Genomic DNA, 15,052 nt, shown 5'->3' on the forward strand with positions numbered 1-15,052 from the left:
AGGTCACCACCTGTCCACGAAGGGGTCGGCGAGCTCCCCGCTCAACGCCGCCGACAGCGGCCGGTTGATCCGGGGCAGCAGGTACACGTCGCCCAGACGTTCCAGCGGAACCCACTCGAAGCCCACCTGGATGGGGTCCGGCGGTTCCGGCATGCGCGGCTCGGCGTCGTCCACCTGCTCGGCGAGGAAGTTGAACTGGACCTTCTGTACGTCCCCGAACTCGCCCTGCCACGACTCGGGGACGTACTCGACGACGCACAGCAGACGCCGGGCCACGACCTGGAGGCCGGTCTCCTGGGCGACCTTGCGGTTCACGGCCTGGCGCAGGTCCTCGCCGACCTGGGCCTTGCCGCCGGGAAGGTTGTAGTGGAACCCGGCCTCGTCGTCGTACGACAGCAGCAGGACGGCACCGTCGCGCACGATCGCCGCCTTCACGGAGACACTGATCCGAGGCAGTTCGGGCGTCAGAGGCACGACAGCGCCTCCGGTTCGCCGACGCGCATCAGGTCGCCGACCTCCGCCAGAGACCCCGCGACGGTGGAGCGGAAACTCCCTCCGCGCCGGAACTGACGAGCGGCGGTGCGCATACCCGCGAGGGCGGCACGGCTGAGCTGGTTCGCGTAGATACAGAGGCCGAAGCCGGCCTCGCCGAGTTCAGCGGCGCTCAGGTCAGGGAACGCCGTCGGCACGCTGACCAGCGGTACGCCGTGACTCCACGCACGTCCGATGCCCCACGCCTGATCACCGGTCGCGTCCTTGGAGTGGATGAGTACCGCATCCGCCCCGGCCTCGGCGTACGCCTCGGCGCGCGCGATCGCCGTGGCCATGTCCTCCCCGGCGATCAGGGCCTCGGTGCGGGCCACGACCACGAGGCCGTCACCGGCGACCTTCCGTATACGCCCCACCTGCTCGCACAGAAGGTCCCGGTCGGCGAGCTTCTGGGCCCGGTGGGCCGCGAAGCTGTTGCACTTCGGGTACGCGCTGTCCTCGACACACACCGCAGCGGCTCCGGCGCGCATCAGGTCGTACGCGAACCGCTCCGCCGTGCGCCCCGAGCCGCCCGCGTTGTCGATGTCCACGATGACGGGCAGTTCGGTGACACGGCCGAGTGAGGCGACCACGTCGGACAGGTCCCGGGGGCCCAGAACGTTGGCGTCCGGCAGCCCGGAGGCCGCGGACACCTCCAGACCGCTCACCCACAGGGCGTCGAAGCCCGATTCCGCTGCGACATGCGCGGCGAGCGCGTTGACCGCACCGATCGCCAGGAGCGGGTGCTTCCGCTCGCTGTCGGCGAGGGCCTCACGCAGATGCATCGCCTTCGTGCCGTCAGTCATGAGTTTCTCCTCCTTCCGCACGGGCGGCGAGCGACGGCACCAGCTGCCGTTCGCGCAGTACGTCCCAGGCGGTGAGCAGCACCTCGGACCGGGGCCGGCGGGCGTCCAGGCGGACCACGTCGCCGAGGAGCGGGAACTCGTCGGGCTTCGTGACCACGGCCTCGTAGGTCTCGCGAACCCGGCTCTGGACGTCGTGCACGTCCCAGTCGGCCCGGACGGCGTCACCCTGGCGGGCCTGCGCCCGGCTCATCGAGGCGTCGGTCTCCAGGTCCAGGACGAGCGTGAGATCCGGGGCCGCGGTGAGCTGCGCGGCCAGCACCTCGTACGTCTCCGACACCCTCATGTCGTGTTTCACGGCGAAGAAGGCCAGCTCGCTGAGGAGCCAGCGATCCGCGATCACGGGCCGGGCCGGCCGCTGGGGGAGCACGAGGCGATCCAGCGTGGCCCGCTTGTCCGCCGCGATCGCGGACAGGTAGGCGTCACGGTTCCCGGCGTTCGGCTGGTACTTGCCGGTGACGATGGCGGCGGCCTGGTCTGCGGCAAGGAAGTTGGTGGTGAGCATGCACAGCGGGGTGACGCCGTAGAGCCCCTCCCAGAGCCGGAACAGGCCCTTGCGCAGCGTCGTCTTGCCGGTGCCGTCGAGCCCCTCGATGACGATGAACGGATAGCGGTGGTTCATTCGACCTGCCCCGCCCCCGTGCCGCCGGCGTACTTGGTGAAGCGACCCCGCCAGCGCGCCGTGGTGGACACCAGGTCCACCAGCCGCAGCTCTGCCAACTCGTCGATGAGGCGGGGGAGCTCGGGCTCGGCGCAGATGCCGGCCTCGATGGCCCGGCAGTACGCGGCGCGGAGGGCCGGGTCATCGTCGGAGTCACGCAGCGCCGCCTCCAGCACCCGCGTGGCCATGCCGTGGGCCACGACGCCCACCGCGGTGCCCAGGGCCCGTTCGTGGAGGGGGCCCGGGTGCGGCTCCAGCGTGATGTGGTGCACCCCGCGGTGGCGGATGACCGTGAAGAAGCCCACCCACCACGCGGCGGCGGCGGCGACGGCGGTCACGGCGTCGGACCAGGACGCCCCTGTCTGCCCCGCGAGGACGTTCTGGGCAGCGGTGTCGGCGGCGCGGTGAAGCGCCCCGCGCCGGTTCCGCGACTCCGCTCCGTGCCGCTGGGGCAGCTCCCACCAGAAGCCGAGCCCGGCGTCCTCCAGCAGCGCCATCGCGGGCCCGTCGCCTGCCAGCAGCGGAGACGGGCGTTGGGCCAGCACGGAGACATCGGCGCCCGGCACGTCCGGCAGCGCCTTCTCCTCGGCGACGGCAGCCCGCCATTCGTCGAGATGGAGATGGAGCCGCTGGGTCAGCAGCCCGTCCGCCAGCGTCTGCCAGGCATGGGCCAGCGGCGGCGAACCGGGTGGCCGGGGCGGCATGGTCAACGAGGTCACAGGTCGGATCCTCACGTCCGGGGAGTCGCGGCACGCGGCTCCGGTCGGTGGTGCTCCACCACGATGGCCGCCACGAAGGCCCACACCTATGAGTGTTTATGAGCCCCACCAGCGGAACGTGTCCGGGTGGTCGCAGAGCGAGAGAGAATGCCGACCATGGTCGACAGCGGACAGCGGCGGTGTACGCGCTGCGGTGCCCTTCTCAGTCGCTTCAACGCCGGTACACGATGCGCCTCGTGCCAGGACGGGCCGGCCGCCCGACGGGCCGACCCGGCCTTCTGGCGTGATCCGACGGTCCGGCGAGCCGTGGCCGCATGGGAACTCGGCACCGTCGTCAAGCTGTTCAGGAAGCACACGGGCCTCTCCCAGGCCGGCGTGGCGCGGATGGTCAGCATCGACCAGGCCGAGGTCAGCAGATTGGAACGTGGCCTCAAGCAGATCCGCGACCGACGGCAGTTCGTCCAGTGGACCGATGCGCTGGGAGTCCCGGAGGAGCTGCTCGGGCTCCTGCCCACGGCCGATCCGCACATTCCCGACGCCACGCTCCGACCGGGAACGGCAGACACTGGAGCCCGCGGGTACGCGGCGCTGCCGGAAGGTCCGGGCCAGCTTCTGTTACCCGCCGGCCGGTCCGTGTCGACGACGGCGCTCCCCGTACTGACCCTTCCCGCGGCCTCCTTCCTCGGGGACAGCCTGAGACTCGACTCCCGCCCGGAGCTGGATGCCTGGCGCACCATGCCGATGCGCGCGCTCGTCGTCGCGAACCGCACGGTGGACGGGGCGGTCCGGCAGTTCGTCACCGACGCCCGACCGAGCGGCGTACGTGCCGCCGCCTCCGACCCGGTCGACATCCCCGCCGCGTACGAACTGGACGACCTGACTTACGGCATCCTGTGGGCCGTATCGGGATTCGAGGCGGCACTGCTCGGCGACGACCAGACCCTGCACACCTCGCTGGCTTCGCTCACCGCTTCCCCAGGCTCGCCGATCGCCTCCGACCAGGGACTGACCGAGGTCTCCCGGATGCTCATCGGCTCGGAGACCGCCGCCCGGTACATCCTGGGCCAGCGTGACCACCTGGGCGACGCACCCGTCTTCTGGACCAGGGAACAGCGCGGTGAGGAGGCGGCCACCTGGCTGTTCTTCCGGCACAAGTACCGCTATCTCGAACGAATGGCACCCCGGCGTCCGGGCGGTACCAGCGGCCGGGGGTTCTGCGTCCCCGAGACGGCGGTCGCCTCCTCGCCGGCGTACGAGCGCGTTCTGCTCTTCCTCGCCATCGCGGTCATGGAGTCCTTCGGCATCCGCACCTGGGTGACCGGTGACGGAGGCTTCGCCCACACCGACGGCTTCGCGCTCTCCCACGGGCGCCGCGCCGTCATCGCCTCATGGGTACGCACCGATGGAGCGTCCCACCTCGCGGTCACCGCGCGGCCGGGAGCCCTCCGGACGTTCGCCGATGTGACGGGCCACGTCAGCCACCACTCGGCCACGGCGGCCGAGCGGGCCGGACAGCGCCTCGCGGCAACGGCGGAGTACCTCGGCCTCGACGCCTCCTGGCTCGGTCGCCGGTGCGCACAGTTGTCGGCCGTCGGCACGGAGCGGCTCGCCAGGCCGCGCAGTCGGCTGCTCGGCCTCGAAGGGCTGGAGGCCGCCTGCCGGTTCGTCGCCGAGCAGCTGGTGATCATTCCTCGGACCCGGACGGCGCCGACCCGATAGCCTGCGTGAACCACTCGTGAGGCCGCGCTCGGCGGCGTCCGGACAGGGGAGCAGGGATATGACGGAGTCGGTCAGGAACGTGGCGGTCTTCTCCCTCGGCGGCACTATCGCCATGACCACCGATCCCGCCACCGGAGGAGTCGTACCGGCGCTCTCGGCGCACGAACTCCTCGCTGCGGTACCCGCCCTGGCCACGAGCGGCATCGGCCTCAAGGTTCGGGACTTCCGACGTCTGCCCGGCGCCTCCCTGACCTTCGAGGACCTCACCGCACTGTCGGCCGCGGTCGCGGCGGAGCTGGAGACCGGAGACGTCGACGGTGTCGTCATCACCCAGGGCACCGACACCATCGAGGAGACCGCCTTCCTCCTCGACCTCTACCACGGCCACGAGCAGCCGGTCGTCGTCACCGGCGCGATGCGCAACCCCACCCTGCCCGGCGCCGACGGTCCGGCCAACCTCCACGCCGCCGTCCAGGCCGCCGCCGACCCCGTACTCCGGGGCGCCGGCTGCCTCGTCGTACTCGGCGACGAGGTCCACTCGGCACGGACCGTCCGCAAGTCCCACACCACCAGCCCCGCCGCCTTCACCTCACCGGCGTGCGGCCCGGTCGCGCGGATCGCGGAGAACCGGGTGCGGATGGTGGGTGGCGGCTTGTCGTCCCGTGGACCGTTGGTCGGCGCCCCCGACCGGGAGGCGCGTGTCGGGCTCTATACCGTCACCCTCGGCGACGACGGCGCCCTGCTCGACCTGTGGCAAGGCAACTGCGATGGGCTCGTGGTCGCGGCCTTCGGCGTGGGCCACGTCCCGGAGCGTCTCGTCGAAGGGCTCACCAAGCTCGCGTCCCGCATCCCCGTGGTCCTCGCCTCCCGCATCGGCAACGGCCCCGTCCTGTCCGACACGTACGGCTTCCCCGGCTCCGAGAAGGACCTCCTCGGCCGCGGGCTCATCGGCGCCGGAGACCTCGGCCCGTACCAGGCGCGGCTCCTGCTGCACGCCCTGCTCGCCCAGGGCGCCGACGGGGCGACGGTCCGCGCTACCTTCACCACCGCCTCCGCCCGCTGATCCCACCCCATCAGGAGACACCCGCGCATGCGTGCTCACGAGCTGACCGTCGGCCGTACCTTCGGCGTCACCTTCGACCACGGGGAGGACTTCTTCGCGGCGCTGTCCACCTTCTGCCGGGACAACGGCGTACGGCAGGGCTACATCCCCTCGTTCATCGGAGCCTTCGCGGAGGCCGAGATCGTGGGTGCCTGCGAGAAGCTCGCGGACCCGGACGCGCCGGTCTGGGCGAAGACGTACGTCACCAACGTCGAAGCGTTCGGCGCCGGCACCCTCGCTCACGACCCGGCCACCGGCGGGATACTCCCGCACATCCATGTCAGCGCCGGCCTGAAGGCCCAGTCGGCCGACGGCAGGACGAGCCACCTCCTCAGCGCCAAAGTCCAGTTCCTCAGCGAGCTGCTGGTCGTAGAAGTCACGTCGCCCACGATGACCCGGCCCCGGAACCCCGACCTCTACGACGTTCCGCTGCTCACGTTCGGCTGACCGGCAGGAGCCGCCTGAGCCAGGGGTGATCGGGCGCGATCACACTGATCGCGTCCGCCAGCCAGGTGCGTGCCGGAGCGCCGAGCAGCGACAGCACCGCTTCGAAGTCGATCTCGTCCTTCTCCCGGGGCGCCTTCGCCTTGTAGAAGAGCTGCACCTCGGGCGCGAGATACGGGATGCCCGTCTCGCTCGTCCGCCCGAGTCGGTCGATCGGGAGCCGGATCTCCGGGGTGCGCCGCGAGACCCACTGGGTACCCTCGGCCTCGTCCAGCATGAGCTGCACCGACCAGGGCGCCTCGGGTGTGCGGCGGCACCAGATGTCGTGGAGCGGCGGCCGAAGGACCTCTCCGGGACGCCACGGTCGAAGCTCCCCCTGGCCGGGCGGGTCCGCCACGTACAGGTCCCAGTCGGCCAGGAGATCCCGTACGCGGTCCTGGTCACGCCGGAGGACGAGGACGTCGAGATCGCCATGTGCGCGCAGCTCGCGGCCGACCGCGAGTTCGATCGCGTAGCCACCGGCGATCCACCACGGGAAGTCCGCCTTGGCGAAGACCGTGGCCACATCCTCGGGACGATCCGGCACCCAGCGTCCCAACACGTCAGCGCTCACCCGCTCATACTCCCAGTGACCAGACGGGCGGAGGTGAAGGCCGGCGGCGGGTCGGCGGTCTCGCAGGAGCGCCCTGTCGCCCACTCGCACCCTGCGCTCATAAACGCCCATGAGCATCAGGGGCACCGGCAGCCATCGTTGAGCGCGTGACTCGCGACCGGCCTCGTGGCTGGTGCTTGAGCCACGATCCTTCTGGGGCCGCGTACCCGAAGCCAGGTGCTCCCTGCGGCGTACGCCTTTCAGCGGCGTACTGGTCGTACTTCCGCGACCAAGCCGCAGCCCCGGGAGAAGGCCATCGCTGTCACCCACAGGAGGTCCGTCGCCCGATGATCAGCGCGCCATCCGCCGCTCTCGGCCTCGTGTACCGCTGGACCGACCACACCCTCAACCCGACCGGCGAAGCCCGCGCGGTCCTGCGACGCGTCCTCAAGGACCTGGGCCTGTCCGGGGACGTCATCAGTGACGGAGTCCTAGCCGTCTCGGAGCTCGTGGCGAACGCGCACGAGCACGCGTGTGGCCCGTACGAGGTGCACGTCCGCTCGGCCGCCGGGAGGTACATCTGCGAGATCCACGACGGGGACCCGCTGCTCCCCACGGGCCTCTACCTCGGTGCCACGCCCCCGCCGGACGTCGAACCGACCGAGGGAGCGGGCAGGTTGCTCGTCGAGCGGGGACGCGGCCTGCGCATCGTGAACGAGTTGGCCCGGGGGCAGTGGGGGTTCCACGTCACGGAACGTGGCGCCAAGGCCGCCTGGATCGTGCTGGCCACGGCGTCGGCGGACACGTCCGACGGGAACGACGCTGACGGTACTCGGGTATACCGTGTCGGGAAGGAGCCGAAGCTCCAAGGGCTTGGCAAGGCATCAGAATCCCACGAGGGCAGCGGTCAAGCCCGCCTCCGGCAGGAATCGGACAGAGATGCTCCACGTGCCCGGTGTGGCGGAGCTCCTCCCCTAGCCAACGTGTACGGTCCATCGAACAGCCTGGTGGGCGAAGGTACGGGGGAGTCTTGAATCTTCAACACAAGGCCGGGAACTACGTCAACGCTTCGTGGTCCATGGTGCGGCTGCGGGACCTGATCTACGACATGCTGGGTCTGCTGTTCACCGAACTCAGCGCCCATGGCGGGATGGCAGGAGACGACAACGCCGGCCGTGCCTTCGCCGCCGTGTACAAGCCGGCGGTGAAGACGGTCTTCGAGGCGGCAGGCCTCGCCCATCAGGTGATGGCGAACGGAGCCGGCGCCATGCTCAAGGCCGCCGAGGACTTCCTCAAGCAGGAGAGCGCGATCGCAGCGTCCCTGCTCGGCCAGAGCACAGCGCCCGACATCGGCTCCCAGCCCTCCAGGCCAGACTGCAACCCACGTGGAAGCTACAACGCCGAGGAACTGCCCGAGGTCGTCGGCGAGACCAGCTGGACCGACCAGTACCTGCTCAGCTCCCGCTTCCACGGCCAGCGCGACAAGCTCACCAAGACGGCGAACGCCTGGCGCTCGGCGGCAAGCATCCTCGACGACGCCTACTGGGACTCCGACAGCGCCTGGCGTACCGCGAGCGCCCAGCAACTCGGGGAGACGGCCGAGGCGGTCCAGACCTTCTTCACCGTGTTCGTGGGCAAGACCCCGCCTCCCTCCGAAGCCGGCGAGGAGGAGACCCTGATGGCGAACCTGCCGTCCGCGTGCCGGATGATCGCCAGCGCCTGCGAGGCGTACGCGGACCACATCGGCACTGCGCTCCAGCGGATCCCGGAAGAGGACAACCCGCTCATCGGCGAGCCGCTCGCCATCTGGGAGCGCCCACTCTTCGGCGGCGAGGGGCACGAGGGCGGGCTCCACGAACTCGTCACGGGCGACACGCGCATTGCCCGCCTGGGCAACATCCCGCCCGCGCTCGACAGCTCGGCGTCCAGGGTCCCCATGCCGCAACCTGACGGAGGCGGCTTCCTCCCTCTCCCGTCGCTGCCGCCCTTCCTCGCACCGCTGATCCGGCTTCCCCTCCCGGTCCCCGTGGTCTATCGACCGCCGACCGGGCCTCGCGTACAGCCGATGGCCGCACCGACAGCTCAGGACCCCCGCTTCCCGTCCCTCATTGCGCCCGAGCAGCAGAACTTCCAGACGTGGTTGAACTCCCTGCGCGCCGGAGATGTGTCCGGCGGGAATCCCGCCGAGATCGCCTACCAGAAGCGGGTCGCCGGATACCCGGAGTACGAGGTCCCATCCCGCTCGGCATCAGCGCCAACAGCACCCTGATGGTCGACGGCTTCCGTAACCGCGATGGCATGGCGATCGAGGCCAAGTACGTCAACAACCCGAACAAGCCGTGCTACCGCTCGCTCGACGAACTCCGCACGAACCACCGGTCCGGCAAGAAGGACTTCCTGTACGACAAGGACCGCAAGGAGCTCGCGAAGTACAACGCCGCTCTCAACGACCCTCGGAACAAGGAGATGCGAGGCGTCGAGACGGTCACCAACAACGCGGACTCCGTGGCCTACTGGCGCGTCATGATGGCCGCCTACGGCGTCAAGGGCTACGCCCGATACGTACCCTGACCAACCGCAGCAGCACACGACGAGAGAGCGAACGCGTGGACGCGTCCGAACTGGCCGAACTCCGCACCATGTACGTCTTCGGCCCGGCCGAGGGTTCCGCATGGGGTCTGACCTACGAGGGGATCGAGGCCAAGCTGCGCGAGCGGAAGATGGACACGTTCGTCCGTGTCGAAGAGGGGGACGAAGGCCCCGTGCACGGGTCCGTCATGCACTTCGGCATCGCGCTCGGCGAGGAGGAACTGGAGGGCATCGCCAAGCGGTCCCCGGAAGGGGTCGCCATCGAGGACTGCACGGCCCATGCCGCAGCGGAGTTCGCTAAGTGGCTGTGGGACAGCGTCGTCCCGGACGGCACCAGTATCACCTTCAACACGGAGTGGGGCCTTGAAGCCGACCTGGCCGACGCGCTTGTTCCCGACGTCCCCCGCCCCCGCCTCGTGGCCACCTTCCTTGCTCACCTCGAAGCCACCGGCGGGCTGGACTGAGAGTGAGCATGTCCCTGGGGATCACGGCCACGTGAGCGACAGGCGCAGGGCTTGGGCACTATGACAGAGAAGAACTTCCGAACCTCGGGCGAAGAGGCCGTTCGCGGTGCCCGCCCAGTTGGCGCTCCGGTCATCCTGAGGCTGCGGGGCTGGACCGAGGCCGGCGTCTGGCCACGCCTGTACGCCGCCCTACTGACCGAGCTTCGCCACGCCGGCCTGTTGGACCTGAACGACTGCTCCGTAGACGGGTCGCACGTCCGGGCCCTCAAAGGGGGCATCATGTCGGACCCTGGCCGGTCCCCCGTGCCCGTCCCGGCTCCAAGTACCACCTGATCGTCGACCGACGTGGAACCCCGCTCGCCGTCATGCCCACCGGCGGCAACCGGCACGACGTCACCCAGCTCCTGTCGTTCCTGGACGCCATCCCATCGATCCGGGACTGCTGGGACGTCCCCGCCACAAGCCCCGTCCGTATGCCGACCGGGGCCACGACTTCGACAAGTACCGCCGCCTGCTGTGGAAACGTGGCATCAAACCCCTGATCGCCCGACGCGGCGGCGCCCACGGCTCCGGACCGGGCAAGGTGCGCCGGGTGGTCGAGCGCACTTTCGCCGGCTGCACCAAATCGAACAACTCCGCACCCGCTACGAACGACGCGCCAACCTCCACCACGGGCTGCTCGAACTGGCCTGCAGCCTGATATGTCTTCGCCGGCGTGCGGACAGCCAACCGCTGTGTCAGTAACGGAGGCGAGCCTCAGACCCATCGATACGCACCATGCAGTTCTTGAAGAGCTGCAACGGAGGCTGCCGGCCGTCAACCGGAGCCAGTGTGAGCCCCAAGTCCTGCAACGGCTTGGCCAGGGCGACGAACCTGGCCCCATCCGGATCCGGGCCTCTGAAGGCCGCCCAGGCCTCGAACAACGCCCTCACGCTCTCCCCGCCTGGTCCCGGGGTGAAACGCGCCAGGAAGAACGGCTGATCACAGCCGTACTCACTGAGCTCACCGACCAGGACATCTCCCCGCAAGAGCCGCCACTGCGTCATCTGGTGCCCCCGTCCTCCACCGTCCGGTCGAGGTCGCATCTTCGCAGCGCACATCCATCTGACCAAGCGCGTCATTCTGAAACGATCAGCGAGCCTTTTCCAACCTCACACTGAGGCGTGATGAAGGACGAGAACGGCTTGGACGATCGCGGTGATGCGGTTGGTGCTGCAGCGGAGCTTCCGTAGGAGTCGCCAGCCCTTCAGGGTGGCCATGGCCTGCTCTCCGAGGCAGCGGATCTTGGCGTGTGTGCTGTTGTGCCGGTGCTGCCACCTTCGAATGCAGTTCACCGGCGTCCGTACCGGTGCTGACCTGCGGCGGAGGTGGTTGTTGGCCAGTCGTTGAACCTGGCCGGACGGTGGTGAATGAGACCAGAACTGAGACCGGGGAGTTGCTTGTCCGCGTGAGGAGCACCGGGTGTGGTGAACGGTGGTGGTCAGCTGGATGCGAGTGCTTCGGCGGGGGAGGTGCGGGCAGCGCGGGTTGCCGGGTAGAGGCCGGCGAGGGCTCCGATGGTGACGGCGGCCCCTACGCCGGCGAGGACGGCTTGGGTGGGGATGGTGACGGGCCAGTTCTGGTTGAGTGCCCAGCCGACGCTGACGGCCAGACCGATGACCACGCCGCTGATGCCACCGAGGGCGGAGAGGGCCACAGATTCGGTGAGGAACTGCAGCTTGATCTGGCCGCGGCCGGCTCCGATGGCCCGGCGCAGGCCGATCTCGGCTCGTCGTTCGAGCACGGAGATGACCATGGTGTTGGCGACTCCGATACCTCCGACCAGCAGGGCGATCGCTCCCAGCCCGAGGAACATCAGCTTGAAGGTGTTCTTGACGGCGAGCGCGGTGGTGAGGGCGTCGGAGGGGCGGCTGATGTTCACCTGTTCGGGGTGCTGCGGGTTGACCGTCTGTGCGAGAACGTCGTGCACGTCGTTGACCGCCTCGTCGGCGGAGCGTACGTAGATGGTGGTCGGGTGTCCGTCGAAGCCGAGCTTGGCGGCGGCGTCCCAGCCGATCAGGGCGGAGCGGTCGATCTCGGGGGCGAGGGTGACGGGGCTCAGAATGCCGGCGACGGTGAACCACTGGCCGCCCAGGTAGACGGCCGTGCCGGGGGTGTGGATGCCGAACCGGTCGGCGGCGACGGAGCCGAGGACGACTGCGGGGTATTGCTCGGTGGCCGCGTTGAGCCAGGTGCCCTTGGCGATCGTGGCGCCGATGGTGGCGGGCAGGTCGAGCCGGGTGGCCTGGACGGCGATGCCGGCGGTGTCGCGCTGGTCGGTCTTGTCGTTGCGGTGCACGGTGGCGTTGGAGACCGTGCCCACGGCGGAGACCTGGCGCACGGGTGCGATCCGGCTCACCATGGTCGCGGATTCCGCGGGCAGTTCGGACTTGGTTCCGAACGGGTCCTGTCCGGTGGTGGCGGTGAGCAGGTTGGTGCCGACCTTGGCGATCTGGGCCTCGATCTGTGCCTGACTGCCGGCGGTGATGCCGAGGATGGCGACCATCGCGGCGATGCCGATCGCGATGCCGAGGGCGGACAGGCACGCGCGCAGCGGGCGCCCGCGGACGCCGACCAGTCCGACACGGATGACGTCGCCGGGGCTGAGGCGGGCGGACGCCGGTAGTGGGGCGGGTGCCTCGGTCCGGGTCGGTGCGGTGACCGTGTTCACGTCTCGTCCCTAGGCTCGTAGCGCGGCGGGGGCAGTATCACCGCGGCTGTCATCGGGTCGAGTGGTTCGCTGTCGTAGCGAATGCGGCCGTCGAGGATCTCGACCCGGCGGGGCAGCGATCGGGCGATGGTCTGGTCGTGGGTGATGACGGCGATGGTGGTGCCGTCGGCATTGAGCTCGTGCAGCAGCCGCATCACCTGGGTGCCGGAGGCGGAGTCCAGCGCTCCGGTGGGCTCGTCGGCGAGCACGATCGCGGGCCGCCCCACCAGGGCGCGGGCGATGGCCACGCGCTGGCGTTCACCGCCGGAGAGTTCGTGGGGCCGGTGGGCGAGCCGGTGGCCCAGGCCTACGCGTCCCAGCGCCTCGGCGGCGAGGGAGCGGCGGCGGCGTCGTGGCACACCGTGGTAGAGCAGCCCGGTGGCGACGTTCTCCACCGCGCTCAGGTGTGGGGTGAGGAAGAACTGCTGGAAGACGAAGCCGATCCAGCGGGAGCGCACGGCTGACAGCTGACGGTCGGTCAGGCGGGCGGCGTTGTGGCCCATCACCCTGACGTGTCCAGCGGTTGGCCGGTCCAGGGTTCCCATGAGCTGCAGCATCGTCGACTTGCCGGACCCGGAGGGGCCGACGACGGCCAGCAGCTCGCCGGGCCATACCCGCAAGGAGACCTCGCGCAGTGCGTGTACGCCCCCGGGGTAGGACTTGCCGACGCCGTCGAGTTCGATGACGGGGATCATGAGGAGGGGACCTCCACTTTCACGCCTTCGTGCAGGTCCGGGCTGGTGACCTCCACGTTGCCACCGGCGAAGATGCCGAGCGTGACGGGCACCAGGCGGGTGGTGCCGTCGTCGGCCACGACCTGGACGGCGTAGGCGCCCTGGACGGTGGCCAGCAGCGACGTCACCGGTACGGCCAGCACGTTCTTGCGCTCGTCGCTGGTGAACAGCACCGTGACCGGGGCCCCGTCGAGTCTGCCCGCGTCCGCGGGTTTGTCGAGCGTGACCTTCACCTTGATGGTGGCGTTGTCGGTGCCGGAGCCGGCCTGGCTGTTGCCTGCCGGGCCCGCCCTGCCGGCGTTGTCGGGGGCTGTGGCGACGGTGCCGACGTCGCTGATGTGACCTGAGGTCGTCGTGCCGCCAGGCAGCTGTACCTGCACGGCCGCTCCCTGCTTGGCCAAGGCCACCTTGCCGGTCGCCAGGTTCACGCTGACCACCCGGTTCGTACCGGTGGCGCTCAGCACCGTGCCGGAAGCGGGGGCGCCGACCGTCCCGGTGACGGAGGCGACCCGGATCGCGGTGGGCTCCACCACGACATCCCCGAGCGCGACCGTGCCGGTCTGTGACCGCCCCTGAGCCTTCTGCCAGCTCTTGACCGCCTGGGCGGTGGCATCGCTGAAGTGCTTGTCGTCGGCCAGGTCGCTGCCGTAGCCGAGGGCCTTGAGATTCTCCTTCAGCTCCTGCACGTCCGCACCGTCGGACACGCCCACTTTCAGGTCACGCCAGGACGGGACCGACCCGTACAGCAGCGGAACCGGCTTGTCATCCACGCGGTAGACCTGCTGGCCGCGCTCGATGGTCTGTCCCTGAGCGGGCAGCCACGTCAGCACGTTGGCACCCGCGTTCGACGCACCGGACGTCCTGGATGGGCCGCCACCCGCCGTGCCGGGACCGGAACCGGAGCCCGCGGTGATCGTGTAGGAGCCGTCGAAGCCGAGCGTCCCGTCGACCTTGTCCTGCTCCACCAGGTCGGTTCTGGTGACCGCTGCTGTCGTCGGCCGGGCCGTGCCGGCTACCTGCTTGTCTCCCGTGGGGCGGACCGCGAGGTACGCTGCGGCGCAGCCTGCCACCAAGACCAGCGCCGTGCAGACGACCAGCCAGCGACCTCCCCGCCGGCCAGGGCGCGCCGCCTCGGAGGCAGGCGTGCCGGGTACCGGGAGGGCAGCGGTGATCGGGTCGGGGTCGGGTGGGCCGGTGACCGTGCCGGGGCCGGCCGCTGCGCCGTGGTCAGGGTTCATTGGCACGTCATCCTGTTCTTGTCGGTGGATCATCCCGCACCGCTCCCGGGCGCAGAGCCGGCCGGCTTCGACATGACCGACTGGCACGCCTTGTTCGCCGCGTCCATCTTCTGCGGGTCCACATTTCCTTCGACGCGCAGCGAACCGCTTCCGTCCGGGTCCTGCATGTTCACGCCGTGCTCGCGCATGCACTGGGCCATCTTGGTGAGCATGTCCTTGGCCTTCGGGTCGTTCATGTTCGAACCGCCGGCGCTGAGGAAATGCTGGCATTCCTGCAGGGCCGCCTGCACCTTGGTCGGGTCCTGGCCCGGACCGCCGAGCCTGACGGAACCGCCCGCCTGCGCGTCCGGCACGTCCACGCCCTTGTCGCGCATGCAGCGGGCGAACTGCAACTGTGCGTCCTCGGGGTTCGCCGCCCCCGGAGACGGACTCGCCGAACTCCCGGCTTGCGAGCCGTTGCCGAGGCTGGCCACCTTCGGGCCGCCGTCCTGGCCGCCGCCGCAGCCGGCCAGCACCAGTGCCGCCACTCCCACCCCCACACCGGCCAGCCCCCGCCGGAGCCTGGAAGGCGTGCGCAGCGTGGGAGCAGGCCGGATCAGTGTGCTGATCTTCATCTTCTCGTACCCTTCGTCCTAGGGCCGGATTCGGCC

At 70.0% G+C, this 15,052-nt stretch carries 16 protein-coding genes and 2 pseudogenes; 8 read left to right on the forward strand and 10 right to left on the reverse strand.

Going from position 1 to position 15,052, the window contains the following annotated elements; translation table 11 throughout:
- Positions 1 to 3: 3 nt before the first annotated feature.
- Genes OG259_RS37740 through OG259_RS37755 form a run of 4 tightly spaced genes read right to left on the reverse strand, consistent with a single transcriptional unit; the run spans position 4 to position 2,771 of the window.
- Positions 4 to 474: an NUDIX domain-containing protein gene (locus tag OG259_RS37740; protein ID WP_328946357.1), complete on the reverse strand. Its 471-nt coding sequence runs from the start codon at positions 472 to 474 to the stop codon at positions 4 to 6.
- Positions 465 to 1,334, reverse strand: a complete 870-nt coding sequence (locus OG259_RS37745) for an isocitrate lyase/phosphoenolpyruvate mutase family protein (RefSeq protein ID WP_328946358.1) — start codon at positions 1,332 to 1,334, stop codon at positions 465 to 467. Before OG259_RS37745 ends, OG259_RS37740 begins: the two co-directional genes overlap by 10 nt.
- Complete coding sequence (locus OG259_RS37750; RefSeq protein WP_328946359.1) at positions 1,327 to 2,013, reverse strand: dTMP kinase; 687 nt, start codon at positions 2,011 to 2,013, stop codon at positions 1,327 to 1,329. Before OG259_RS37750 ends, OG259_RS37745 begins: the two co-directional genes overlap by 8 nt.
- Positions 2,010 to 2,771 (reverse strand): hypothetical protein, encoded by a 762-nt coding sequence (locus OG259_RS37755; RefSeq protein WP_328946360.1) that lies wholly within the window; start codon positions 2,769 to 2,771, stop codon positions 2,010 to 2,012. Before OG259_RS37755 ends, OG259_RS37750 begins: the two co-directional genes overlap by 4 nt.
- 306 nt (positions 2,772 to 3,077) lie before the next feature.
- Here OG259_RS37755 and OG259_RS37760 point away from each other — a divergent pair, with 306 nt between their 5' ends.
- Genes OG259_RS37760 through OG259_RS37770 form a run of 3 tightly spaced genes read left to right on the forward strand, consistent with a single transcriptional unit; the run spans position 3,078 to position 6,039 of the window.
- Positions 3,078 to 4,490, forward strand: a complete 1,413-nt coding sequence (locus OG259_RS37760; RefSeq protein WP_328946361.1) for a helix-turn-helix domain-containing protein — start codon at positions 3,078 to 3,080, stop codon at positions 4,488 to 4,490.
- 58 nt (positions 4,491 to 4,548) lie between these two features.
- Entirely contained in the window at positions 4,549 to 5,553 is a 1,005-nt protein-coding gene (locus tag OG259_RS37765) for an asparaginase (protein ID WP_328946362.1), read from the forward strand.
- 27 nt (positions 5,554 to 5,580) lie between these two features.
- Positions 5,581 to 6,039 (forward strand): PPC domain-containing DNA-binding protein, encoded by a 459-nt coding sequence (locus tag OG259_RS37770; protein WP_328946363.1) that lies wholly within the window; start codon positions 5,581 to 5,583, stop codon positions 6,037 to 6,039.
- Here the strand turns inward: OG259_RS37770 and OG259_RS37775 are convergent.
- The gene (locus OG259_RS37775; RefSeq protein ID WP_328946364.1) at positions 6,026 to 6,649 is read right to left on the reverse strand and encodes a nucleotidyltransferase domain-containing protein; all 624 of its coding nucleotides are present in this window, start codon (positions 6,647 to 6,649) and stop codon (positions 6,026 to 6,028) included. The genes OG259_RS37770 and OG259_RS37775 overlap by 14 nt on opposite strands.
- 326 nt (positions 6,650 to 6,975) lie before the next feature.
- Here OG259_RS37775 and OG259_RS37780 point away from each other — a divergent pair, with 326 nt between their 5' ends.
- The 5 genes and pseudogenes from OG259_RS37780 to OG259_RS37800 form a co-directional block, all read left to right on the forward strand.
- The gene (locus tag OG259_RS37780) at positions 6,976 to 7,662 is read left to right on the forward strand and encodes an ATP-binding protein (RefSeq protein WP_328946365.1); all 687 of its coding nucleotides are present in this window, start codon (positions 6,976 to 6,978) and stop codon (positions 7,660 to 7,662) included.
- Complete coding sequence (locus OG259_RS37785; protein WP_328946366.1) at positions 7,659 to 8,897, forward strand: hypothetical protein; 1,239 nt, start codon at positions 7,659 to 7,661, stop codon at positions 8,895 to 8,897. The genes OG259_RS37780 and OG259_RS37785 overlap by 4 nt, the downstream gene beginning before the upstream one ends.
- A gap of 29 nt (positions 8,898 to 8,926) precedes the next feature.
- Complete coding sequence (locus OG259_RS37790; RefSeq protein ID WP_328946367.1) at positions 8,927 to 9,199, forward strand: restriction endonuclease fold toxin-2 domain-containing protein; 273 nt, start codon at positions 8,927 to 8,929, stop codon at positions 9,197 to 9,199.
- Between the two features lie 35 nt (positions 9,200 to 9,234).
- Positions 9,235 to 9,681 (forward strand): hypothetical protein, encoded by a 447-nt coding sequence (locus OG259_RS37795; protein WP_328946368.1) that lies wholly within the window; start codon positions 9,235 to 9,237, stop codon positions 9,679 to 9,681.
- Positions 9,682 to 9,819: 138 nt separating this feature from the next.
- Positions 9,820 to 10,425: pseudogene (locus OG259_RS37800) on the forward strand (IS5 family transposase); the annotation flags it as partial.
- Positions 10,426 to 10,832: 407 nt separating this feature from the next.
- On the opposite strand, the pseudogene OG259_RS37805 reads toward OG259_RS37800, so the two are convergent.
- The 5 genes and pseudogenes from OG259_RS37805 to OG259_RS37825 form a co-directional block, all read right to left on the reverse strand.
- Positions 10,833 to 10,982, reverse strand: a pseudogene (locus tag OG259_RS37805) (IS5/IS1182 family transposase); the annotation flags it as partial.
- Positions 10,983 to 11,161: 179 nt separating this feature from the next.
- The gene (locus OG259_RS37810) at positions 11,162 to 12,391 is read right to left on the reverse strand and encodes an ABC transporter permease (protein ID WP_267039869.1); all 1,230 of its coding nucleotides are present in this window, start codon (positions 12,389 to 12,391) and stop codon (positions 11,162 to 11,164) included.
- Positions 12,388 to 13,125, reverse strand: a complete 738-nt coding sequence (locus OG259_RS37815; protein ID WP_327251140.1) for an ABC transporter ATP-binding protein — start codon at positions 13,123 to 13,125, stop codon at positions 12,388 to 12,390. The genes OG259_RS37810 and OG259_RS37815 overlap by 4 nt, the downstream gene beginning before the upstream one ends.
- Complete coding sequence (locus tag OG259_RS37820; protein ID WP_328946369.1) at positions 13,122 to 14,402, reverse strand: peptidoglycan-binding domain-containing protein; 1,281 nt, start codon at positions 14,400 to 14,402, stop codon at positions 13,122 to 13,124. The genes OG259_RS37815 and OG259_RS37820 overlap by 4 nt, the downstream gene beginning before the upstream one ends.
- A gap of 29 nt (positions 14,403 to 14,431) precedes the next feature.
- A complete protein-coding gene (locus tag OG259_RS37825; protein WP_328946370.1) occupies positions 14,432 to 14,929 on the reverse strand; it encodes a hypothetical protein in 498 nt (165 codons plus the stop codon).
- Positions 14,930 to 15,052 lie beyond the last annotated feature (123 nt).

This window comes from Streptomyces sp. NBC_00250 (genome assembly GCF_036192275.1).
In the GTDB taxonomy this organism is placed as follows: domain Bacteria; phylum Actinomycetota; class Actinomycetes; order Streptomycetales; family Streptomycetaceae; genus Streptomyces.

What these genes read in the sequence shown, in the direction of transcription:
- OG259_RS37790 (WP_328946367.1), top strand. Translation starts at nt 8,927, where the DNA reads ATGGCGATCGAGGCCAAGTACGTCAACAACCCGAACAAGCCGTGCTAC.
- OG259_RS37820 (WP_328946369.1), bottom strand. Translation starts at nt 14,402, where the DNA reads ATGAACCCTGACCACGGCGCAGCGGCCGGCCCCGGCACGGTCACCGGC.
- OG259_RS37765 (WP_328946362.1), top strand. Translation starts at nt 4,549, where the DNA reads ATGACGGAGTCGGTCAGGAACGTGGCGGTCTTCTCCCTCGGCGGCACT.
- OG259_RS37770 (WP_328946363.1), top strand. Translation starts at nt 5,581, where the DNA reads ATGCGTGCTCACGAGCTGACCGTCGGCCGTACCTTCGGCGTCACCTTC.
- OG259_RS37780 (WP_328946365.1), top strand. Translation starts at nt 6,976, where the DNA reads ATGATCAGCGCGCCATCCGCCGCTCTCGGCCTCGTGTACCGCTGGACC.
- OG259_RS37815 (WP_327251140.1), bottom strand. Translation starts at nt 13,125, where the DNA reads ATGATCCCCGTCATCGAACTCGACGGCGTCGGCAAGTCCTACCCCGGG.
- OG259_RS37750 (WP_328946359.1), bottom strand. Translation starts at nt 2,013, where the DNA reads ATGAACCACCGCTATCCGTTCATCGTCATCGAGGGGCTCGACGGCACC.
- OG259_RS37745 (WP_328946358.1), bottom strand. Translation starts at nt 1,334, where the DNA reads ATGACTGACGGCACGAAGGCGATGCATCTGCGTGAGGCCCTCGCCGAC.